Source organism: Streptosporangium sp. NPDC002544, from assembly GCF_040295965.1.
Taxonomy (GTDB): Bacteria; Actinomycetota; Actinomycetes; order Streptosporangiales; family Streptosporangiaceae; genus Streptosporangium.
In genome coordinates, this window is sequence record NZ_JBEOWJ010000034.1 from 82,832 (window position 1) to 104,096 (window position 21,265).

Consider the following 21,265-nt stretch of genomic DNA (forward strand, 5'->3'; position numbering starts at 1 on the left):
GCATGCTCCTGGTGCTTCTGGCGATCATTCTCGCCATGGGAGGGGTGATGCTCCTCAACAAGGCGTACACCCCGGAATATGGCCTCGACCTCGCCGGCGGCACGACAGTGACGCTGCAGCCCATCACCCCGAACGGAAGCGCTCCCTCCCAGGAGAGTCTCGATCTGGCGGTGAACATCATCCGCGAGCGGGTGAACGGCAGCGGCATCTCCGACGCCGAGGTCGCCAAGTCCGGTGACAACATCGTCATCTCCGTCCCCGGAGTTGGCCAGGAGGAAGTCGTCAAGCTGGTCGGCACCACTGCGGAACTGCGGTTCCGCCAGGTGCTGGCGATCGGGGCCGGATCGCCTCCGCCCCCCGGGGAGCTGGCCACCCAGCCGCCGACGCCGTCCCCCTCGCCCGCCACCTCCGGGGGCAAGGGAACCAGGGCGCCCAAGCCCACCGAGTCCGCGGTGCCGAAGCCGGCCGCGACAGCCGCCCCCGACACGAGCACCTCGCCCGCCGGGCGCGCCCTGTCGTCGGGGCTGCTCAAACCAAGCCCAGGAGCAAGCTCCGAGTCCTCTACGGAGCCTGCTCAACCCGGCGACCAGTCTTCCAAGCCGGGTGACGGCACCGCCGCGCCGACGGCCCCGCCGGCGGCGGCCGAGGACCCCATGGCGGGCGTCGACCCCACCGGGATCGACCCGGCGGCCCTCAAGGAGTTCCAGACGCTCGACTGCGCCAAGCAGACGAACCGAGGGGCACAGGACGCGCCGGACAAGCAGTACGTGGGCTGCAGCACCGACGGCAGCACCAAGTTCATCCTCGACAAGGCGGCCGTGACCGGCACCTCGATCGACAGCGCGTCCTCAGGCGTCGACCAGACCACCGGCGAGTGGCTCGTCCAGCTCTCCTTCAAGGGCCAGGGCCCCGACCAGTGGTCGAAGATCACCACCACCGCCTTCAACTCGCAGGCCCCCCGCAACCAGATCGCCATGGTCCTCGACGGCATGGTCATCTCCGCGCCGGTCATCCAGGAGCCGATCACCGGCGGCCGTGCGCAGATCTCCGGCAACTTCACCCAGGTGAGCGCCGACGAACTGGCCAACCAGCTCAAGTACGGCGCGCTCCCGCTGAAGTTCGAGAAGAGCTCCATCGACGAGGTCTCCTCCACCCTGGGCGCCGACCAGCTGCGCGGCGGCCTCATCGCGGGCGCGATCGGCCTGCTGCTGGTCGTGATCTACTCGATGCTCTACTACCGGGGCCTGGGCGTCGTCTCGGTGCTGAGCCTCCTGGTGGCGACGGTTCTGACCTACCAGTCGGTGGTGCTGCTCGGCGCGTTCGCCGGCTTCCGCCTCTCGCTGCCGCACATCATCGGCCTGATCGTCTCGATCGGTATCACCGCCGACTCGTTCATCGTCTACTTCGAGCGCATCCGTGACGAGATGAAGGAAGGCCGCCGCTCGCTGCGCACGGCGATCGAGGTCGCCTGGGTCCGGGCCCGGCGGACGATCCTCATCGCGGACGCCGTCATGTTCATCGCCGCCGTGGTGCTGTACTTCCTGGCGGTCGGCGGTGTGGCCGGGTTCGCCTTCGCGATGGGCCTGACCACGCTCATCGACATCGCGGTGGTGTTCATGTTCACCAAGCCGTTCGTCGCGATGCTGGCGAGGCTGAAGTTCTTCGCCAAGGGTCACAAGCTCTCCGGCCTCGACGCCGAACGCATGAGCGAGACCGCCACCGCTCCCAAGACCGCTCCGCAGGAGGCCTGATGTCCGGCATCGCGCGCCGGCTGTACCGGGGCGAGGTCAACGTCGACTTCGTCGGCCGCAGGAAGCTCTGGTACAGCCTCTCCGTAATCCTGCTGGCGATCTCCATCGCCGGTCTGGTCTTCAACGGCCTCAACCTGGGCGTGGAGTTCAAGGGCGGGTCCGTCTTCTCCTTCAAGGCCCCGGCGTCCGTCAACATCGAGCAGGTGCGCGGCACGTTCACCGAAGCCGGTGTGCACCAGGTCATCGCGCAGACGACCCAGAACGGCTGGCGGGTCACCACGGAGAGCCTCCCGGCCGAGCAGGTCACCGCGGTCCAGAAGGCGGTGGCGGGCGAGTTCAAGCTGCCGCAGAACGAGGTCAACCTGCAGGTGATCGGTGCCTCCTGGGGCGGCCAGGTGGCCAACAAGGCCATCATCGGACTGATCGTCTTCATGCTGGCGATCATCCTGTACCTGACGATGGCCTTCGAGTGGAAGATGGCGCTGTCGGCCGTCGTGGCACTGTTGCACGACCTGGTGATCACCGCCGGTGTCTACGCCTGGTCCGGCTTCGAGGTCACCCCGGCGACCCTGCTGGGCTTCCTGACGATCCTCGGATACTCGCTGTACGACGCCGTCGTCGTCTTCGACATGATCAAGGAGGTCACCGCCAAGCTCGGCACGACCTCCAAGATGACCTACACCGAGGCCGCCAACAACGCGCTGAACCACACGCTGATCCGGTCGCTGAACACCACCCTGGTGGCGATCCTGCCGGTCGCGGCGATCCTCTTCATCGGCACCACGCTGTTCGGCGCCGGTACCCTGAAGGACCTGTCGCTGGCCCTGTTCGTCGGCATGATCGTCGGAACCTACTCCTCGCTGTGCGTCGCGACGCCACTGCTGGTCACGCTGAAGGAGCGCGAGCCGCGCTACCAGGCGATCGCCCGCAGGCTCGCCGCCCACGGGGGTGGCTCCGGGGGCAGGACGACGCGCCAGCCGGTCACCGCCGGAGCGTCCAACGGGGCCGCCAACGGGGCCACCACCGTGGTCAACGGGGCCGCGGCCGGTGGCGACAAACGCAAGAAGAAGTAAGCTCCGAGCAGTTCGCGCCTCCGCTCCCTGCCCAGGGGGCGGAGGCGTTTTCCTTCCCCCTTTCCAAGGAGTGCCGACCATGACCGAGCTGAGCAGGCTGATCCTCGATCGCATCCGGGACGTGCCCGACTACCCGCAGCCCGGGGTGATGTTCAAGGACATCACCCCGCTGCTCGCCGACCCGGTGGCGTTCGGCGCGGTGACCAAGGCGCTCGCCGGGCTGTACGAGGTGGACAAGATCGTTGGAATCGAGGCGCGGGGGTTCATCCTGGCCGCCCCGGTCGCCTGCGAGGCGGGCGCGGGCTTCGTCCCGGTACGGAAGAAAGGCAAACTGCCCTCTGAGACGCTTGAGGCGTCCTACGATCTGGAGTACGGCTCCGCCATCATCGAGGTTCACCGGGACGCCTTCATCCCCGGAGAGCGCGTCCTCATCGTCGACGACGTGCTCGCCACGGGGGGGACGGCGCGCGCGGCGGTGGAGCTGGTCCGCGAGGCGGGTGCCGAGGTCGTCGGCCTCGCCGTGCTCATGGAGCTGGCCTTCCTCAAGGGTCGCGAGCGCCTGACCGACGTCGAGTTGCACTCCCTCGTCGTCGTTTGATCGACCCCGCGGACAAAAGCACACAACCCCGTCTGGATACACTGAGGGATCTGGACTCGAACGTGAGGAGTCTGAGTGCCCCGTGATGTGGTCGTCCCCGACACGACCGCCAACGGTGGCGGTCCCGAGATGGCCGTCCCAGCAGGCGACGCCGGTTCCGCCATGTCCGGAGCCGTCGAGGAGAAGCCGGCGGTAAGGCGAAGGCTCGCACGTTTTGGGGGGCAATGGGGTGGCGGCATGAATCCGGTTCTGGAGCCGCTGTTCCGCACGGTCCGCGCTACCCATCCGAAGGCGGATCTGCGGCTCATCGAGCGCGCCTACGACGTGGCGGCCTATCACCACCGCGACCAGAAGCGCAAAAGCGGTGACCCGTACATCACCCACCCGCTGGCGGTGGCGACGATCCTGGCCGAGCTCGGCACCGACGACGAGACGCTGTGCGCCGCGCTGCTGCACGACACCGTCGAGGACACCGCCTACGGCCTGGACGAGCTGCGCTCGGACTTCGGCGACAACATCGCACTGCTGGTCGACGGCGTCACCAAGCTCGACAAGGTCAAGTTCGGCGCCGCGGCCGAGGCCGAGACCGTACGCAAGATGGTCGTGGCGATGTCCCGGGACATCCGGGTGCTGGTGATCAAGCTCGCCGACCGGCTGCACAACATGCGCACCATGCGCTACCTGCCCGAGCACAAGCGGCACCAGAAGTCCCGCGAGACGCTGGAGATCTTCGCGCCGCTCGCCCACCGGCTGGGCATGAACACCATCAAGTGGGAGCTGGAGGACCTCGCGTTCGCCATGCTCTACCCCAAACGCTACGACGAGATCGCCCGGATGGTCTCGGAACGGGCCCCGCGCAGGGACCTGTTCCTGCAGGAGGTCATCGAGAAGGTCTCCGGCGACCTGCGCGACGCCAAGATCCGCGCGGCCGTCAAGGGCCGCCCCAAGCACTACTACTCCGTCTACCAGAAGATGATCGCCAGGGACGTCGCCTTCGACGACATCTACGACCTGGTCGGCATCCGGGTGCTGGTCGACACGGTCCGCGACTGCTACGCGGCACTCGGAACGATTCACGCGCGATGGAACCCGGTGCCCGGCCGGTTCAAGGACTACATCGCGATGCCCAAGTTCAACATGTACCAGTCGCTGCACACCACGGTCATCGGCCCGGAGGGCAAGCCGGTGGAGCTGCAGATCCGCACCCATGGGATGCACCACAGGGCCGAGTACGGCGTGGCGGCGCACTGGAAGTACAAGGAGGACATGACCACCTCCGGTCCTCCGGGGGCGAAGCTGAAGCCCGCCAGCGACATGGCGTGGCTGCGCCAGCTCCTCGACTGGCAGAAGGAGACCGCCGACCCGGGGGAGTTCCTGGAGTCGCTCAGGTTCGACCTGTCGGTCTCGGAGGTCTACGTCTTCACGCCCCGGGGTCAGGTCATCGCGCTGCCCGAGAACGCGACGCCCGTCGACTTCGCCTACGCCGTGCACACCGAGGTGGGGCACCGTTGTATCGGAGCCAGGGTCAACGGCCGCCTGGTGCCCCTGGAGTCGCGACTGGGCAACGGCGACACGGTGGAGATCTTCACCTCCAAGTCGCCCGACGCGGGCCCCTCGCGTGACTGGCTGAAGTTCGTCAAGTCGGGACGGGCCCGTAACAAGATCCGGCAGTGGTTCTCCAAGGAGCGCCGCGAGACCGCGATCGAGGCGGGCAAGGAGGCGATCGGCCGCGCCATGCGCAAGCAGGGCCTGCCGCTGCAGCGCCTGATGTCCGGAGAGTCCCTTCTGGCCCTCGCCAGGGATCTGCGCTACCCGGACGTCTCCGCGCTCTACGCGGCCGTGGGAGAGGGCCACATCGCCGCGCAGGCGGTCGTGCAGAAGCTCGTGACGTCCATCGGAGGAGTGGACGGCGCGGAAGAGGACATCGCCGAGGCCTCAGTGCCGACCAAGCTGCGCGGCCGTCCCCGGGGCAGTGGCGGTGCCGGAGTGGTCGTCGCGGGCGACTCCGACGTCTGGGTCCGCCTGTCGCGATGCTGCACTCCCGTGCCCGGCGATGAGATCGTCGGTTTCGTCACCCGCGGGCATGGCGTGTCGGTGCACCGCACCAACTGTCCCAACATGGATCAGCTCAAGTCCGAGCCCGACCGCCTGGTCGAGGTCGCCTGGTCCGCCGCGGACGACTCGGTGTTCCTGGTCGCGCTGCAGGTCGAGGCGCTCGACCGGCCGCGCCTGCTCTCCGACGTGACCCGCACGCTCTCCGACCAGCACGTCAACATCCTGTCGGCGTCGGTGACGACGTCCAGGGACAGAGTGGCGATCAGCAAGTTCACCTTCGAGATGGGCGACCCCAAGCATCTGGGGCACGTCCTGAAGGCCGTCCGCAACATCCAGGGCGTCTACGACGTCTACCGGGTCAGCGGCGCCGGTTCCTGAGCGTCGGGCGCCCTCGGAATCTCCGAGCAGGGGAGGCGCCGACGCCCCATCGCGAACGTCAGGGCCGCGGAGGACGCTCCCCGGTCGGGGAGCCCTCCGCGGCCCTGTCGGTCCTTCAGATCGCGTCAGCCGCTCGCGAAAGGGGTCAGGAGAACTCGGCGAGCGTGCGCTCGGCCTCCTCCAGCCAGGAACGGCGGGCGGCCAGGGCCTCCTCGGTGTCCTTGACGTCCTTGTCCCTGCCCGCGTCCCTGGCCTTGGCCAGGCGGCCCTCCAACTGCGCGATCGACTTGCGCAGCTGGTCGACCGTGTTCTGGGCGCGGGCGCGTGCCTCGGGGTTGGAGCGCTTCCACTCCGCCTCCTCGGCCTTGCGGACCGCGTCGTCGATCTTGCGCAGGCCACCTTCCAGCCGGTCGCGCTGCTCGCGCGGGACCGGGCCCGCGGCCTCCCAGCGCTCCAGGACGCCGCGCAGGGCGCTCCTGGCCGCACGGGCGTCGGTGACCGGGAGGATCTTCTCGGCCTCGGTCAGGAGTTGCTCCTTGACCTCGGCGTTGGCCGCCAGTGAGGCGTCGCGCTCGGCGAAGACGGCCGAACGCGCCTGGAAGAACTGGTCCTGGGCGCCCTTGAAACGGCCCCAGAGCTCGTCCTCGACCTCCCGGGAGGCCCGGCCCGCGGACTTCCACTCCTGCATCAGCTCGCGGTAGGCCGACGCGGTGGAACCCCAGTCGGTGGACGAGGCCAGCGCCTCGGCCTCGGCCACGATGCGCTCCTTGGCGGAGCGCACGCCCTCGCGCTGCTCGTCCAGCCCCGCGAAATAGGCCTTGCGCCGCTTGGCGAAGGCCGTGCGGGCCGCCGACAGGCGCTTCCACAACGCCGCCTCGGTCACCCGGTCGATGCGCTCGGCGGCCTTCCACTCCTCGATCAGCTGGCGCAGCCGCTCGCCACCGGTCTTCCAGTGGGTGGTGTCGTCGGCGATGCGCTCGGCCTCGGCGACGATCCGCTCCTTGACGCCCTTGGCCTCGGCCCTGGCCACGTCGCGAGCGGCCTTGACCTCCTCCCGGCGCTGGGCGACCAGCTCCGTGAGGGTGTTGAGGCGGTTCAGCAGCGCGTCGAGGTCGCCGACCGCGTGCGCGTCGGTGATCGCCTCACGGAGCTTGACGATGGTCGCCTCCGCCTGGGCGGGCGGCAGATCGGTGCCGCGGACCCGCTGTTCGAGCAGGGTGACCTGCCCGGCCAGCTCGTCGAACTTGCGATGGAAGTAGGCGAGTGCCTCTTCCGGTTCGCCGGCCTGCCAGGACCCGACGGCCCGTTCTCCCTCAGCCGTACGTACGTAGACGGTGCCGTCGTCGTCTACCCGGCCCCACGGGTCGGTGCTCACCGTGTCCTCCCGCACTTTCATCAGCCTTTCGGGACTTACCGCCCCTTGTATGTATTACGTCAGCTCTTGCTGGACATTGTCACGTCTTTGATTTCGAGGGTTTCCTTCGGTGCCCCGGTGCCGTCAGGTCCCGGAGTGATGACGCCCGCCTTGTTCACCTTGTCGAGGATCTCCAGGCCCTTGGTGACCGTACCGAAGGGTGTGTAGTCCGGTGTCAGTGGGGCATCGCCGTACACGAGGAAGAACTGGCTGCCGTTGGTGTCGGGGCCGCTGTTGGCCATGGCCACGACGCCGCGTGTGTACTTGGCGCCCTCCAGGTTCTCGTTGACGAAGCGGTAGCCCGGGCCACCCTGACCGTCGGTGGGGTTCTTGCCGTCGGCCTTGGCCAGCGGGTCGCCGCACTGCAGCATCGGGAACTGGTCGGAGCCCAGCCGGTGACACTTGGAGCCGTCAAAGTACTTCTTCTGCGCCAGGAAGGCGAAGGAGTTGACGGTGCACGGCGTCTTGTCGGCCGACACCTTGATGACGATGTCGCCCTGGTTGGTCTTCAGGGTCATCGTCGTGGGAGTCTTGTCGACCTTCGCCGGAGGCAGGCCCACGTCCTTGGTCGTGCCGCCTTCCGAGGCGACGTAGCCGCAGGTGCCGCTGGCCGCGTCGAAGGCCGTCGGCTGCGCGCCGGCGTCCGCGGAGGCCGTCTCCGAAGGGTTCCCCGAGGGTGCCGGATCGGCGGTCGCCGTCGTGTCGGAACCCCCGAACACGTTGGTCGCGACGATCACACCCGCCACGGCCAGCACACCGACCACACTGGTGCCGATGAGTGCGATGCGCTTGGCCCTGGCGACCTTGGCCTCACGTTCGATGCGCCGCTTCGTCTGCCGCTCGTAGTGCTCGCGCGCCAACTGCTTCTGGCGCTCCCTGCCGCTCACCGCTTCGCCCTCCCGAGTGCCGAGTCGTACTTAATGAGGTGGGCGAATCGTATCGGCCAATGGGTAATGGTTCGCAGCCCGCCGACCCGCACCGGTACCCTTCGGTTACATTCCCATCCGCATTCTTGACGAGATCAGCTGAGGCAGATGCTCATCGCCGGCTTTCCCGCAGGGTCCTTCCAGACCAACTGTTACGTCGTCGCTCCCGCCGCGGGCGAGGAGTGCGTGGTCGTCGATCCCGGCCAGAACGCCGTCGGCGACCTCGATGACCTGCTGCGCGAGCACAGGCTCAAACCGGTCGCGGTGCTGGTCACCCACGGGCACCTCGACCACATGTGGTCGGTCGCCCCGGTCTGCGGCGCGCGTGACGTCCCCGCGTGGATCCATCCCGAAGACCGCGCGCTGCTGTCCGATCCCGGCAAGGGGATGTCGCTGTCCGCGAAACAGCAACTGTTCGGGGGACTGACCTTCACCGAGCCGGACGACGTGCGCGAGCTCGCGGACGGCGAGGTGCTGCGGCTGGCGGGCCTGGAGCTCACCGTCGACCACGCCCCCGGCCATACCAGGGGGTCGGTGACCTTCAGGTTGCCCAGCACCGAGGAGATCCCCGACGTGCTGTTCTCGGGCGACCTGCTCTTCGCCGGCTCCATCGGCCGCACAGATCTTCCAGGCGGCGACTACCCGACCATCCTGCGCAGCCTGGCGGCCAAGTGCCTGCCGCTGCCGGCGGACACGGTGGTGCTGCCCGGCCACGGACCACAGACCACGATCGGCCAAGAGCGTGCCACCAATCCGTATCTCGCGGAGGCGGAGCAGGCCGCGGGCGCAGGCCCCGCGGGTCTCGGGCACGACCGCGGCCCCGGCAGGGGACTTTAGACAATGACTTTGCAGGCGCCCAAGGGCACCTTTGACTGGCTCCCACCGCGTTCGGAGCGGGCGCTCGCCGTACGCGAGGCGCTGACCGCCCCCGCCCGCCGGGCGGGTTACGGCTACATCGAGACGCCGGTCTTCGAGGACACCGCGCTGTTCGTGCGCGGCGTCGGTGAGTCGACGGACATCGTCTCCAAGGAGATGTACACCTTCGAGGACAAGGGCGGGCGCTCCATCACGCTGCGCCCGGAGGGCACCGCCTCGGTGGTGCGCGCGGTCCTCCAGCACGGCCTGCACAACGGGCAGCTTCCGGTGAAGCTCTGGTACTCGGGCAGCCAGTTCCGCTACGAGCGGGCGCAGAAGGGCCGCTACCGCCACTTCTGGCAGGTCGGTGCCGAGGCGCTGGGCTCCGAGGACCCGGCGCTCGACGCCGAGCTGATCCTGCTGGCCGTTGACGGCTACGCCGCGCTGGGGCTCACCGGGGTCCGGCTGCTGATCAACACGCTGGGTGACAGGGAGTGCCGCCCCGTCTACCGGGCCGCGCTCCAGGACTTCCTGCGCGGCCTCGACCTCGACGAGCCCACCCGGCAGCGGATCGAGATCAACCCACTGCGCGTGCTCGACGACAAGCGCCCCGAGGTGCAGGAGCGGCTGGTCGGCGCGCCGCTGATCGTCGACCACCTGTGCGGGGCGTGCAAGGCCTATCACGAGGAGGTCCGCTCGCTGCTGACCGCCTCCGGCGTGGCCTACACCGACGACCCCCGGCTGGTCCGCGGCCTCGACTACTACACGCGGACCACGTTCGAGTTCGTCCACGACGGGCTCGGCTCCCAGTCCGCGGTCGGCGGCGGGGGCCGCTACGACGGGCTGAGCGAGATGCTCGGCGGTCCCGCCCTGCCCAGCGTCGGCTGGGCGCTCGGCGTCGACCGCACGGTCCTGGCCATGGAGGCCGAGGGCCTGTTCGCGGGCGACGGCGAACAGGCGCGCGTACAGGTGTACGGTGTGCCGCTGGGTGAGGAGGCGCGCCGCCGGATGTTCCTTCTTGTCACCGAGTTGCGCCGGGCGGGCCTGGCCGCCGACATGTCGTTCGGCGGCAAGGGTGTCAAGGGCGCCATGAAGGGCGCCGACCGCTCGGGGGCGAGCTACGCGGTGATCCTCGGCGAGCGTGATATCGCCGCGGGGACCGCGCAGGTCAAGGACCTGGTCAGCGGAGAGCAGACCGCCGTACCACTCGCTGAGATCGTCACGACGTTGAAGGAGAGACTGGACAAATGATCCGCACGCACGAAGCGGGATCACTGCGCGAGGAGCACGCCGGGCAGCAGGTGACGCTCGCCGGATGGGTGGGGCGACGCCGCGACCACGGCGGCGTGGTCTTCATCGACCTGCGTGACGCCTCCGGCTCCGCCCAGGTGGTCTTCCGCGAGGAGGACGACGCCCACGGCCTGCGCGCCGAATACTGCGTCAAGGTCGTCGGGCAGGTGCGGGTCCGCCCCGAGGGCAACGAGAACCCCGACCTGCCGACCGGTGCGATCGAGGTCGTCGCCTCCGAGGTCGAGGTGCTCAGCGAGTCCGCCCCGCTGCCGTTCCCCATTGAAGGCGCGGCCGGCATCTCGGAGGAGGCCAGGCTCAAGTACCGCTACCTCGACATCCGCCGCCATCAGGTCGCGCACGCCATGCGCACCCGTTCCAAGGCCACCTACCTCGCCCACGAGGTGATGAACGAGCACGGGTTCGTCTACGTCGAGACTCCGACGCTGACCCGTTCGACCCCCGAGGGCGCCCGCGACTTCCTCGTCCCGGTCCGGCTCCAGCCGGGCAGCTGGTACGCCCTGCCCCAGTCGCCCCAGCTGTTCAAGCAGCTTCTCCAGGTCGCCGGGCTTGAGCGCTACTACCAGCTCGCCAAGTGCTACCGCGACGAGGACCTGCGCGCCGACCGGCAGCCGGAGTTCACCCAGATCGACGTCGAGATGTCCTTCGTGGACCAGGACGACGTCATCGCCCTGGGCGAGGTGCTGATCGGGCGCATCTGGAAGGAGACGGTCGGCTACGACCTGCCGGTGCCGCTGCCCCGGATGACCTACCGCGACGCCATGGCCCGCTACGGCTCCGACAAGCCCGACCTGCGCTTCGGCCAGGAACTCGTCGAGATGACGGAGTTCTTCGCCGACACCACCTTCCGCGTGTTCCAGGCGCCGTACGTGGGCGCGGTGGTCATGCCGGGCGGTGCCTCGCAGACCCGCAAGGAGCTGGACGGCTGGCAGGAGTGGGCCAGGTCGCGCGGCGCCAAGGGCCTGGCCTACGTGCTCGTCGGGGAGGACGGCACGCTCGGCGGGCCCGTCGCCAAGAACCTGTCGGAGACCGAGGCGGCCGGCCTGGCCGCCAAGGTGGGGGCCGAGCCCGGTGACGCGATCTTCTTCGCGGCCGGTGCGGCCTCCGCCTCCCGCGACCTGCTCGGCGCGGCCCGGCTGGAGATCGGCCGTCGCTGCGACCTGATCGACGAGTCGGTGTGGAACTTCCTGTGGATCGTCGACGCCCCCATGTTCGAGGAGGACGGCGAGGGCGGCTGGACCGCGGTGCACCACCCCTTCACCGGTCCCAAGCCCGAGTGGGCGGACAACTTCCAGGACCACCCCGGCGAGGCCCTGGCCTACGCCTACGACATGGTCTGCAACGGTATGGAGATCGGTGGCGGCTCGATCCGGATCCACCGTGCCGAGATGCAGCAGCGCGTCTTCGACGTGCTCGGCATCTCCAAGGAGGAGGCGGAGAACAAGTTCGGCTTCCTGCTGGAGGCGTTCAAGTACGGCCCGCCGCCGCACGGCGGCATCGCCTACGGCTGGGACCGGATCTGCATGCTCCTGGCGAGAGGTGACTCCATCCGCGACGTCATCGCCTTCCCGAAGACGGCCTCGGGCTTCGACCCGCTGACCGGCGCGCCCACCCCGATCACGGCGGAGCAGCGCAAGGAGGCCGGCGTCGACAGCAGGCCCAAGGCCGACGCCTGATCCGAGGTCCGCACCAGGAGTGACCGAGGGCCCCCGGACGACGTTCCGGGGGCCCTCGGCGCGCCCGGGGCACATGGCCCCGGTGGTGCTCTCCGCGGGCCTGTCGGGCATCCTGCGCGGCCGGGCGGAGGGGGCCGGGCCTTCCCGACGGAGCGGGCCCCACGTCCCTTACCCGGCCGCTCCGGCGTCCCGGCTCCCGGGCGGGCGGCCTCGCCCCGAGTCGTACGGGGGTGATACCGCAAGACGCCCCGGCGGTCGGATGACCACCGGGGCGTCTCGCGGGCGGCGGACCGCCGCGGATCCGGCTAGGAGAGCCGTACGGTCTTGATGATCACCGGGATCTTGGGAGCGTTGGAGCCGCCGTCACCGGTGATGTCGTCGGGGTTGCTGATCCAGCCGCCCTTGTAGATCTTTTCGAGGATCTCCATGCCCTTGGAGACGACACCGAAGGGTGTGTAGGCCTTCTCCACCTGGTCGGTCTCGTCGGCCAGCGAGATCCAGAACTGGCTGCCGTTCTGGTTGACGGCGTCGACCGCCTGGGCCACCGCGACCGTGCCCCTGGTGTACGGGATCCCGCCGAGGTTCTCGCTGTCGTAGACGTAGCCCGAGGTGCCCTGACCGTCGGTGGGGTTCTTGCCGTCGGCCTTGGCCTGCGGGTCACCGCACTGCAGCAGGCCCACCCCGGAGTTCTCCGGGGTGGCCAGGCGGTGGCACCTGGTGTTGTCGAAGAAGTGCTTCCTGGCCAGGAAGGCGAAGGAGTTGACCGTGCAGGGAGCCTGCGCGGTCGCCAGGTCGATCACGACGTCACCGTGGTTGGTGGTGATCGTCATGGTCTTCAACTTCAGGTTGGGCTTGGCCGGCGGCCTGCCCACGTTCTTCATCGGGCTGCCGCTGGTGTCCTTGCGGTAGGAACAGGTCACGGGGGCCGGGGGGGCCGTGATGCTCGGCTCGGGCGTCGCGACGGCGTCCTCGGACGGTGTGCTGCTCGCATCGGGCGTCGCGGCGGCCTGGACCTCCTTGCCGTCACCGCCGAGGAGCCTCACCCCGGCGAACAGGCCTCCCGCGACGACGACCACCGCGATGACAGCTCCGATGACGGCGTTCCGCTTCGACGTGCTCTTCTGCTGCTCAGCACGTTTCGCCTGCCGCTCCTTGTGCTCCCGAGCCAACTGGCTCTGGCGGTCCTCGGCGCTCACCGCTATGTCCTCCAGGATTACTGTTACATGACTACGGACTGGCGGAAAGCGTACCGGCCCTAAGGTGTGCTGCACGTAAGTGGCGGAATTCACCGGATGGGGACAGAGGGGAAAGACCGGGATCTCTTCACACTCTCCATAACCCGTTCATGGTGGGATCCGTACTTGCTGATGACGAGCCACGCACCACCGGAGCGCTCCATGTTCGACGAGATCCTCGGTCTGCCCCTCCACCCCCTGGTCGTCCACGCCGCCGTGGTCCTGACCCCGCTCCTGGCGGTGCTCGCCGCCGTGTACGCGCTGCTGCCCCGTACCCGGCCCGTGCTCACCTGGGCGGTGGTCGGGCTCGCCCCGATCGTGCCGGTGAGCGTCTTCGTGGCACGGGAGAGCGGGGAGTCGCTGGAGGAGGGCCGTTTCGCCTCCGCGGGCGGGCAGGTCGGCGAACGCATAGCCGAGCACGCGAGCTTCAGCATCCCCCTGCTGCTCGTCACCCTCGCCCTCGGGGTGATGTCGCTGGCTCTCGTCCACGTCTCGCGCGGTGACCGGTTCGGCCGTCGGGCGGGGCTGGCCGTCTCGGCGCTGACCGTGGTCCTGGCCGCCGTCGCGCTCTACTACGTGGTGCGGGCCGGGCACAGCGGGGCCGTCACCGTCTGGGCGAACTGAGGCGTAGCCGGGCAGCGGTACTGTCTCAGGAGTGGACAGCCTGTTCGATTCGGCGGCGGAGGAGGCCCATCGCGGCCAGGAGCCCCTGGCGGTGCGGATGCGCCCCAGGAGCCTGGACGAGGTGATCGGCCAGCGGCACCTGCTGGGCTCCGGTACGCCGCTGCGCCGCCTCGTCGAGGCCGAGGCGCCGATGTCGCTCTTCCTCTGGGGCCCGCCGGGCACCGGCAAGACCACCCTCGCCTACGTGGTGGCGGGCGTCACCAAACGCCGCTTCGTGGAGGTCTCCGCGGTGTCGGCGGGTGTCAAGGAGGTCCGTGCGGCCATCGAGCAGGCCCGGCGAGAGCTGGGCATGTCCGGTCGCCAGACCGTCCTGTTCGTCGACGAGGTGCACCGTTTCAACAAGGCGCAGCAGGACGCCCTGCTGCCCGCCGTGGAGAACCGCTGGGTCACCTTCATCGGCGCCACCACGGAGAACCCCTTCTTCTCCGTCATCTCGCCCCTGCTGTCGCGCTCGCTGCTGCTGACCCTGGAGTCGCTGTCGGAAGACGACATCCGGGTGGTGCTGGAGCGCGCCGTCGCCGACCCACGTGGTCTGGAGGGAAGGGTGCGCCTGGCGCCCGAGGCCGCCGAGCATCTGGTGCGGCTGGCCGGCGGCGACGCCCGCAGGTCGCTCACCTACCTGGAGGCCGCCGCGCTGATCGCCGCCGACGGCGAGGTCACCGTCGAGGTGGTGGAGCGGGCGGTGGACAAGGCGGCCGTGCGCTACGACCGTCAAGGCGACCAGCACTACGACGTGATCAGCGGTTTCATCAAGAGCATGCGGGGCTCCGACGCCGACGCCGCGCTGCACTACCTCGCCCGGATGGTCGAGGCGGGCGAGGACCCTCGGTTCATCGCCCGCAGGATCGTCATCTTCGCCTCCGAGGACGTCGGCATGGCCGATCCCACCTGCCTGCAGGTCGCGGTGGCCGCGGCCCAGGCGGTGGAGTTCATCGGCCTGCCGGAGGGGCGGCTCAACCTGGCCCAGGCGGTCATCCACTGCGCGCTGGCCCCCAAGTCCAACGCGGTGATCAATGCCATCGGCGCGGCCGCCGAGGACGTGCGGCGCGGCAACATCGGCCATGTCCCCGACCATCTGCGTGACGCCCACTACCCGGGAGCCAAGAAGCTCGGCCACGGCAAGGGCTACAAGTACCCCCACGACTTCGAGCACGGCCTGGTCCGTCAGGAGTACGCGCCCGAGGAGCTCAGGGACCGGCGCTACTACCGGCCCACCCGGCACGGTGCCGAGGCGGGCTTCGCCGACCGCTGGTCCAGGATCCGCACCTTCCTGCGCGGAGAGTGACCCGCCGTACCGCTCGCCCGGCCCCCGGCACGCCGCCACGTACGATCTCGCGGGTCGTCCCGCTCCCACTGCCCGGCTCAGGCCCGAGGGCTCACCCCGCCGGGCGGCCCCGCTCCGCGAGCGGGGCGCGCCGGCGCGGGAAGCGCATGGTCAGCAGCCTGGCGCGTGGGGCGACCCGTCCGGCCAGGTTGAACAGGGCCTCGGTGCGCGAGCGGTCGGCGTCGAGATGGGTCAGCTTCTCGGCCCCGAGGGGGCCGAGCTTGCAGCTCCTCGCCGTCGATGGATTCGACGGTTCAGGCCGCGTCGTCGGCAGCGTGACGCACTGCCCGGCGACCGATGTTGATCGCCGCGAAGTAGTCCGCCGGGCCAGCGAGCCCGCACGAAACACACCGGAACTCATCCCTGGTGGGACGGTTCCGTTTGTCGAGGTGACCGCAGCCTGGGCAGGTGCGGGAGGTGTTGCGCGGATCCACCAGCCGTACGACCACCCCGGCCAGGGCGGCCTTGTACGCCACGAACGTGCGCAGTTGATGAAAACCCCAGGAGTTCAGGTCGGCACGCTGAGCCTTACGAACCGTGACCCGCTCCCGAATGCCTTGAAGGTCTTCCAGGGCGATCCCAGAGCGGGTGTCTTTGGCCTTGCCGACCAACTGTTTGGAGATGACGTGGTTGACGTCGCGGGCGAACCGCGACTCCTTACGGCGGCGCCTCTTCAGCAGCCGCTTGGCGGATTTCGTGCCCTTGGCCTGGAGGCGGGCTCGCAGGCGGGCGTTACGCCGCCGCACCGCCCGCACCCCCCTTGCCGCTGTAGGGCTCACCCGTGGAGTCGGTGGCGAGGTTGACGATGCCCAGATCAACCCCCAGCCACTCCCTCGGCTCCTCCCCCGAGGGTGGATCGGGCACCTCGACGACCACGGAGAGGAAGAACACGCCGTCGCGATAGACGAGATCCGCCTGACCCCGCAGGGTCGCTCCTGCACTGTTCAGCCACCGCCCCCGGTAGAGAACGGGCACGACGACCCGGCCGCTCAAGGTGAGGAGACTGATCGAATCTGGGCCTTTCCAGGTGAGGATGCGCGGGTCGTAGGCGACCGCCCCCAGCTGGCGGAAGACCAGCTTGATGGTCTTGTCGCGCTTGTAGGCCTGGCAGGCCTTGGCGATGGAGCGGACGGCCATCTGCGCCGACAGCCCGAACTCCTGGCGCAGGTCGGCGTAGACGAGCTTCTGCAGTACGAGCTTGTTCGCGGTGCGGTGGGCAAAAGCGATCTCGGCTGCCCTAGTGGCGGCGGCGTTGCACGCGCGCATCGTCGCCAGCAGCGCCCGCCCCTGTTCAGGCGAGGGCGCGAGTTTCAGCACCTCTGTCACCAGCACGCACCGAGTCTGTCACTCACCGCTACCGGACGGCACCGTTTTCCGCGTTCCCTCCCCGCCGCGAACGACGGGGCTTCCACGCTGCAATTCCGGTGAACAGGTTGACGCCCAGGTAGAAGGTGATCGCCGCGTAGGCCAGGTCGCGGAGCGACATCAGCCTCTGGGCTTTCCTTCCCCGGTGCGCGCCGAGGGATCGGGGCTGAGGGGCGGTGACCAGCGGGAGATCACCTTCACCCCGCGCCGCTCCCTGGGTATCGGCGCCTTCCAGGAAGCGCGCTCGATGACTCTCCGGGGCAAGGAGCGATCCCCAGGGGCTGTGCGAGACCTCAGGCTGCCCACCCGCTCCCTGCTGCAGGTGGTCCTCGCGGGCGGTCTCGGAGTGGTCCTGCCCGTCGCGCTGACCGAGGTCTGGCGGCAACCGGGCTGGGTGCTCGGCCTCCTTGTCCAGGCGCTCGCCGTGCCGCTGCTGCTCGGCGTGGCCGCGGTACGCGAGTTCGCGATCTTCGGAGGCGGCACGCCGCTGCCGTACAACCCGCCCGGAAAGCTGGTGACCGGCGGCCCCTACGGATACGTGCGAAACCCGATGCAGGTCTCGATGGCCGGGACCTGTCTCGTCCTCGGCCTCTTCGACCCGCGGTTCCTCGCCGCGGTGCCGGTCGTCCTCGCCTACGGCGCCGGTCTGGCGGCCTGGCACGAGGGGGAGCGGCTCACCGGCCGTTTCGGCGAGGAGTGGGCGGCCTACCGGCGGGCCGTCCGTCCATGGGTGCCGCGCCTGCGGCCCGTCATGCCGCCGGCCTCGGTGTACGTGTCAGGCGGCTGCGTCGCGTGCTCGGCAGTGGGGAGATGGATCGTCCGCAGGCGGCCCGAGGGGCTGCGGGTGCTGGCCGCCGAGGAGCACCCCTCGGGGCCGCGCCGGATCAGCTACGAGCGCGCGGACGGGCGGGTTTTCCAGGGCGTGGCCGCGATGGCGTACGTCCTCACCCATATCCACCTCGGCTGGGCGCTGGCTGGCTGGGCCCTCATGCTCCCCGGGGTCGACCGGTTCGCGCAGCTGTGCGTGGACGCCTTCGGGTACGGTCCGCGGACCGTGCGCTCCCCGTACGTTACGGAGGGCGGGCCGGGCGCGGAGGCACCGTGAACCCCGTGCGGTCCGAAGAGCGCCCGGGTCCTTCGGAGGCGGGCCTTCCCCGAAAGGACCGGCCGGCCCCGAAGGCGTGGTCCGGTCGCGCGCGGTAAGTGAGGATGAGTGATATCGGGCACGATAGGGTTTTGCCAATCCACCCGACCATGGCCGGGGTCACCTATGAGGGGACGGGTCCGCACATGCTTACCGCAGGAGAGGTCGCGGGGCTGATCGTCGCGATGGCCTGGGCGATCCTGGTCTGTTTCATGGCCGTCGTCATGGTCAGGCTGGCCCGCCTGCTCACCGAGACCACCAAGATGGTCTCCCAGCTGGGGGACCGCGTCGTGCCTCTGCTGGAGGACGTGTCGGCCGCCGTCGGCGAGACCAACCGTCAGCTGGTCGCCATCGAGGCGATCACCAGGGACGTCAAGCAGGTCAGCGGGCACGTGGCCAAGGTCAGCGACGTCACCCAGAACCTGGTCACCGGGCCGCTGATCAAGGTCGCGGCCCTCACCCACGGTGTCCGCCGGGCCGTGGGTGCCCGCAGGCGCGCCAGGCCCGCCGCGCAGGCGCTGGAAAGGCGGCGGAGATGATCCGCAGGCTGTTCTACATGGGCCTGGGCGCGTTCGGCGCGCTGTGGGTCATGCGTAAGCTTCAGGCACTGCACCCGAACCACCTGGCCCGCCGGGCCGTTCGGAACGCGGGCGGGGTCCTGGAGCAGGCGCGGGATCTCGCGGAGGACGCCCTGCGGGGCGCGGCCGAGCGGGAAACCGAGTTGCGATCCAGGTTCGGGCTCGACACTGTGGAAAACCCCTATCACTCCAACGTAAAGGATGGCCGCTGACATGGAGTCGGCAGAGATCGCCCGCCGCTTCCTGCGCTTCTTCGAGGAGCGTGGGCACACCGTTGTGCCCTCGGCCAGCCTCATCGCCGAGGACCCGACGCTGCTTCTGGTCAACGCGGGCATGGTGCCCTTCAAGCCCTACTTCCTGGGCCAGCAGAAGCCGCCCTACAAGCGGGCCACCAGCGCGCAGAAGGTCGTCAGGACCCTCGACATCGACGAGGTCGGCAAGACGACCAGGCACGCCAGCTTCTTCCAGATGCTCGGAAACTTCTCCTTCGGCGACTACTTCAAGGAGCAGGCGATCCCGTTCGCCTGGGAGCTGCTGACCAAGCCCGAGTCCGAGGGTGGGTTCGGCTTCCCCGAGGACCGCCTCTGGGTCACCGTCTACCTCGACGACGACGAGGCCGCCGACATCTGGCACAGGAAGGCCGGAGTGCCGCTGGAGCGCATCCAGCGCCGTGACCTGGCGGACAACTACTGGCACATGGGCGTGCCGGGTCCTGGCGGGCCGTGCAGCGAGATCTACTACGACCGCGGTGCCGAGTACGGGCGCGAGGGCGGCCCGATCGTCGACGAGAACCGCTACCTCGAGGTGTGGAACAACGTCTTCATGCAGTTCCAGCTCGGTGCGGTCCGCAGCAAGGTGGACTTCGACATCGTCGGCGAGCTGCCGGCCAAGAGCGTCGACACGGGCATGGGCCTGGAGCGCATGGCGGCGATCCTGCAGGGCGTCGACAACATCTACGAGATCGACACCACGTACAAGATCCTTGACCGGGCCGCGGAGCTCACCAAGACGCGTTACGGCCGCGACGAGCGCGCCGACGTCTCGCTGCGGGTCATCGCCGACCACGTCAGGACCGGCGTGATGCTCGTGGCCGACGGGGTGCTGCCCTCCAACGAGGGCCGGGGATACGTGCTCCGCCGCATCCTGCGCCGTGCCATCCGTAACCTGCGCCTGCTCGGCGCGGGCGAGGAGCGCTACATGCACGAGCTCACCGCGGTGACCGTCGATGTCATGGGCCGGCAGTACGCGGAGCTCAAGGCCGACGCCCCGCAGATCCACGGCGTCATCGACGCGGAGGAGGGGTCCTTCCTCGGCACCCTCCGCACCGGCACCGCGATCTTCGACGTGGCGGCCGAGGAGACCAAGCGCAAGGGGCGGGGCACGCTCGCGGCCGACCAGGCCTTCCAGCTCCACGACACCTACGGGTTCCCGATCGACCTGACCCTGGAGATGGCCTCCGAGCAGGGGCTGCAGGTCGACGAGGAGGGCTTCCGCCGGCTGATGAAGGAGCAGCGCGACCGGGCCAAGGCCGACGCCGCCTCCAAGAAGACCGGCAACGCCGACATCTCGGTCTTCGGCCAGCTCCTGGAGAAGGCCGGCAAGGTCGAGTTCCTCGGCTACGACCACGTGACGGCCGAGGCCGAGGTCGCCGGCCTCCTCGTCGACGGCGCCTCCGTCGCCGCGGCGGGCGCGGGTACGACGGTCGAGGTCGTGCTGAGCCGCACCCCGTTCTACGCCGAGGGCGGTGGCCAGCTCTCCGACCAGGGCCTCATCCGCACCGGCGGGGCCGAGGTGGAGATCGTGGACGTGCAGTCCCCGGTCGCCGGCCTCGTCGTGCACCGGGGCAAGGTCCGTACCGGGGAGATCCGGGTGGGCGAGACGGCCCAGGCCGAGATCGACGTCGAGCGGCGCCGGGCCATCTCCCGCAGCCACACCGCCACCCACCTGGTGCACCGGGGCTTCCGCAACGCGCTGGGCGAGACCGCGGCGCAGGCCGGTTCCGAGAACTCGCCGGGCCGCTTCCGCTTCGACTTCACCGCCGCGGGCGCCGTGTCGCCCAGCGTGTTGCGCGACGTCGAGGATGAGGTCAACGCGGTCCTGATCAACGACCTGCGGGTCAACGCCTTCCACACCTCCCAGGCCGAGGCCCGCGCGATGGGCGCGCTGGCCCTGTTCGGTGAGAAGTACGGCGACACCGTCCGCATCGTCGAGGTCGGTGAGTACTCCCGTGAGCTCTGCGGTGGCACCCACGTCGCCAGCTCCGGGCAGCTGGGCCTGGTCAAGGTGCTGGGTGAGGCCTCGATCGGTGCGGGGGTGCGCCGCGTGGAGGCCCTGGTCGGCCTCGACGCGTTCCGCTTCCTGGCCAGGGAGAGCGTGCTCGTCGCCCAGTTGTCGGAGCAGCTCAAGGCGCGCAGGGAAGAGCTCCCCGAACGCGTCGAGGGCATCGTCACCCGGTTGCGCTCTGCGGAGAAGGAACTGGCCACGTTGCGCTCGGCCCAGGCGCTCGCCGGTGCGGGGGAGATGGCGGGAAACGCCCGTGATCTGCATGGAGTCTCCGTTGTGACGCACCGTGCGCCTGATGGAACATCTCCTGATGATCTGCGTAAACTCGCACTCGACGTGCGCGGCCGGTTCCCGAGCGACCGCGCTGCGGTCGTCGTCGTCGCCGGTGTCCCCAATGACCGGCCGGTCGTCGTGGCCGCGGTCAACGAGGTGGGACGCGATCGTGGCCTGAAGGCCGGCCGTCTGGTCGGCGTCGCCGCGAAGGCACTCGGAGGTGGCGGTGGCGGTAAGGATGACGTCGCTCAGGGAGGCGGTGTGCGTCCCGAGGCGATCGACGAGGCGCTCGCGGCCGTCGACCAGGCGATCACGCAGACGCTCACCTGATGGGGAACGACACTC

At 69.5% G+C, this 21,265-nt stretch carries 18 protein-coding genes; 13 read left to right on the forward strand and 5 right to left on the reverse strand.

Going from position 1 to position 21,265, the window contains the following annotated elements; genetic code table 11:
• The first annotated feature begins 2 nt into the window (after nt 1-2).
• The 4 genes from secD (at nt 3) to ABT061_RS37990 (ending at nt 5,855) form a co-directional block, all read left to right on the forward strand.
• Entirely contained in the window at nt 3-1,751 is a 1,749-nt protein-coding gene (gene secD / locus ABT061_RS37975; RefSeq protein WP_350927276.1) for a protein translocase subunit SecD, read from the forward strand.
• Nucleotides 1,751-2,824: a protein translocase subunit SecF gene (gene secF / locus ABT061_RS37980; RefSeq protein WP_350927278.1), complete on the forward strand. Its 1,074-nt coding sequence runs from the start codon at nt 1,751-1,753 to the stop codon at nt 2,822-2,824. The genes secD and secF overlap by 1 nt, the downstream gene beginning before the upstream one ends.
• Before the next feature lie 79 nt (nt 2,825-2,903).
• Entirely contained in the window at nt 2,904-3,422 is a 519-nt protein-coding gene (locus tag ABT061_RS37985; protein ID WP_350927280.1) for an adenine phosphoribosyltransferase, read from the forward strand.
• A gap of 237 nt (nt 3,423-3,659) precedes the next feature.
• Nucleotides 3,660-5,855 carry a RelA/SpoT family protein gene (locus ABT061_RS37990; RefSeq protein WP_350927282.1) on the forward strand — a complete coding sequence of 732 codons (2,196 nt, stop codon included), beginning with the start codon at nt 3,660-3,662 and terminating at the stop codon, nt 5,853-5,855.
• 145 nt (nt 5,856-6,000) lie between these two features.
• On the opposite strand, the gene ABT061_RS37995 is transcribed toward ABT061_RS37990, so the two are convergent.
• On the reverse strand, nt 6,001-7,230 hold the full coding sequence (locus tag ABT061_RS37995; protein WP_350927284.1) for a DUF349 domain-containing protein: 1,230 nt from the start codon (nt 7,228-7,230) through the stop codon (nt 6,001-6,003).
• A gap of 59 nt (nt 7,231-7,289) precedes the next feature.
• A complete protein-coding gene (locus tag ABT061_RS38000) occupies nt 7,290-8,156 on the reverse strand; it encodes a peptidylprolyl isomerase (protein ID WP_350927286.1) in 867 nt (288 codons plus the stop codon).
• A 147-nt stretch (nt 8,157-8,303) separates the two neighbouring features.
• Between ABT061_RS38000 and ABT061_RS38005 the strand changes: the two genes are divergently transcribed.
• Genes ABT061_RS38005 through aspS form a run of 3 tightly spaced genes read left to right on the forward strand, consistent with a single transcriptional unit; the run spans nt 8,304 to nt 12,034 of the window.
• Entirely contained in the window at nt 8,304-9,032 is a 729-nt protein-coding gene (locus tag ABT061_RS38005) for an MBL fold metallo-hydrolase (protein WP_350927288.1), read from the forward strand.
• 3 nt (nt 9,033-9,035) lie between these two features.
• On the forward strand, nt 9,036-10,301 hold the full coding sequence (hisS, locus tag ABT061_RS38010; protein ID WP_350927290.1) for a histidine--tRNA ligase: 1,266 nt from the start codon (nt 9,036-9,038) through the stop codon (nt 10,299-10,301).
• Entirely contained in the window at nt 10,298-12,034 is a 1,737-nt protein-coding gene (aspS, locus tag ABT061_RS38015; RefSeq protein ID WP_350927292.1) for an aspartate--tRNA ligase, read from the forward strand. The genes hisS and aspS overlap by 4 nt, the downstream gene beginning before the upstream one ends.
• Before the next feature lie 305 nt (nt 12,035-12,339).
• Here aspS and ABT061_RS38020 read toward each other — a convergent pair whose 3' ends face one another.
• Nucleotides 12,340-13,230, reverse strand: coding sequence for a peptidylprolyl isomerase (locus tag ABT061_RS38020; RefSeq protein ID WP_350927294.1), 891 nt, complete (start codon nt 13,228-13,230; stop codon nt 12,340-12,342).
• 201 nt (nt 13,231-13,431) lie between these two features.
• On the opposite strand from ABT061_RS38020, the gene ABT061_RS38025 reads away from it, so the two are divergent.
• Both ABT061_RS38025 and ABT061_RS38030 read left to right on the forward strand, forming a co-directional pair.
• Entirely contained in the window at nt 13,432-13,893 is a 462-nt protein-coding gene (locus ABT061_RS38025) for a DUF2231 domain-containing protein (RefSeq protein ID WP_350927296.1), read from the forward strand.
• Between the two features lie 31 nt (nt 13,894-13,924).
• Complete coding sequence (locus ABT061_RS38030; RefSeq protein ID WP_350927298.1) at nt 13,925-15,238, forward strand: replication-associated recombination protein A; 1,314 nt, start codon at nt 13,925-13,927, stop codon at nt 15,236-15,238.
• Between the two features lie 293 nt (nt 15,239-15,531).
• Here the strand turns inward: ABT061_RS38030 and ABT061_RS38040 are convergent, their stop codons facing one another.
• On the reverse strand, nt 15,532-16,023 hold the full coding sequence (locus ABT061_RS38040; RefSeq protein ID WP_350927300.1) for an RNA-guided endonuclease TnpB family protein: 492 nt from the start codon (nt 16,021-16,023) through the stop codon (nt 15,532-15,534).
• Nucleotides 16,010-16,609 carry a hypothetical protein gene (locus ABT061_RS38045; RefSeq protein WP_350927302.1) on the reverse strand — a complete coding sequence of 200 codons (600 nt, stop codon included), beginning with the start codon at nt 16,607-16,609 and terminating at the stop codon, nt 16,010-16,012. Before ABT061_RS38045 ends, ABT061_RS38040 begins: the two co-directional genes overlap by 14 nt.
• 178 nt (nt 16,610-16,787) lie before the next feature.
• Between ABT061_RS38045 and ABT061_RS38050 the strand changes: the two genes are divergently transcribed.
• The 4 genes from ABT061_RS38050 to alaS all read left to right on the forward strand — a co-directional run bounded on the left by ABT061_RS38050 (nt 16,788) and on the right by alaS (nt 21,250).
• A complete protein-coding gene (locus ABT061_RS38050; RefSeq protein WP_350927304.1) occupies nt 16,788-17,747 on the forward strand; it encodes a hypothetical protein in 960 nt (319 codons plus the stop codon).
• Between the two features lie 131 nt (nt 17,748-17,878).
• Complete coding sequence (locus ABT061_RS38055; RefSeq protein ID WP_350927306.1) at nt 17,879-18,325, forward strand: DUF948 domain-containing protein; 447 nt, start codon at nt 17,879-17,881, stop codon at nt 18,323-18,325.
• Nucleotides 18,322-18,576, forward strand: coding sequence for a hypothetical protein (locus ABT061_RS38060; RefSeq protein ID WP_350927308.1), 255 nt, complete (start codon nt 18,322-18,324; stop codon nt 18,574-18,576). Before ABT061_RS38055 ends, ABT061_RS38060 begins: the two co-directional genes overlap by 4 nt.
• 1 nt (nt 18,577) lies before the next feature.
• On the forward strand, nt 18,578-21,250 hold the full coding sequence (gene alaS / locus ABT061_RS38065) for an alanine--tRNA ligase (protein ID WP_350927310.1): 2,673 nt from the start codon (nt 18,578-18,580) through the stop codon (nt 21,248-21,250).
• Nucleotides 21,251-21,265: the final 15 nt, after the last annotated feature.

Coding starts and splice junctions, on each gene's coding strand:
- secD (WP_350927276.1), top strand. CDS start 3: ATGCTCCTGGTGCTTCTGGCGATCATTCTCGCCATGGGAGGGGTGATG.
- secF (WP_350927278.1), top strand. CDS start 1,751: ATGTCCGGCATCGCGCGCCGGCTGTACCGGGGCGAGGTCAACGTCGAC.
- ABT061_RS37985 (WP_350927280.1), top strand. CDS start 2,904: ATGACCGAGCTGAGCAGGCTGATCCTCGATCGCATCCGGGACGTGCCC.
- ABT061_RS37990 (WP_350927282.1), top strand. CDS start 3,660: ATGAATCCGGTTCTGGAGCCGCTGTTCCGCACGGTCCGCGCTACCCAT.
- ABT061_RS38005 (WP_350927288.1), top strand. CDS start 8,304: ATGCTCATCGCCGGCTTTCCCGCAGGGTCCTTCCAGACCAACTGTTAC.
- hisS (WP_350927290.1), top strand. CDS start 9,036: ATGACTTTGCAGGCGCCCAAGGGCACCTTTGACTGGCTCCCACCGCGT.
- aspS (WP_350927292.1), top strand. CDS start 10,298: ATGATCCGCACGCACGAAGCGGGATCACTGCGCGAGGAGCACGCCGGG.
- ABT061_RS38025 (WP_350927296.1), top strand. CDS start 13,432: ATGTTCGACGAGATCCTCGGTCTGCCCCTCCACCCCCTGGTCGTCCAC.
- ABT061_RS38060 (WP_350927308.1), top strand. CDS start 18,322: ATGATCCGCAGGCTGTTCTACATGGGCCTGGGCGCGTTCGGCGCGCTG.
- alaS (WP_350927310.1), top strand. CDS start 18,578: ATGGAGTCGGCAGAGATCGCCCGCCGCTTCCTGCGCTTCTTCGAGGAG.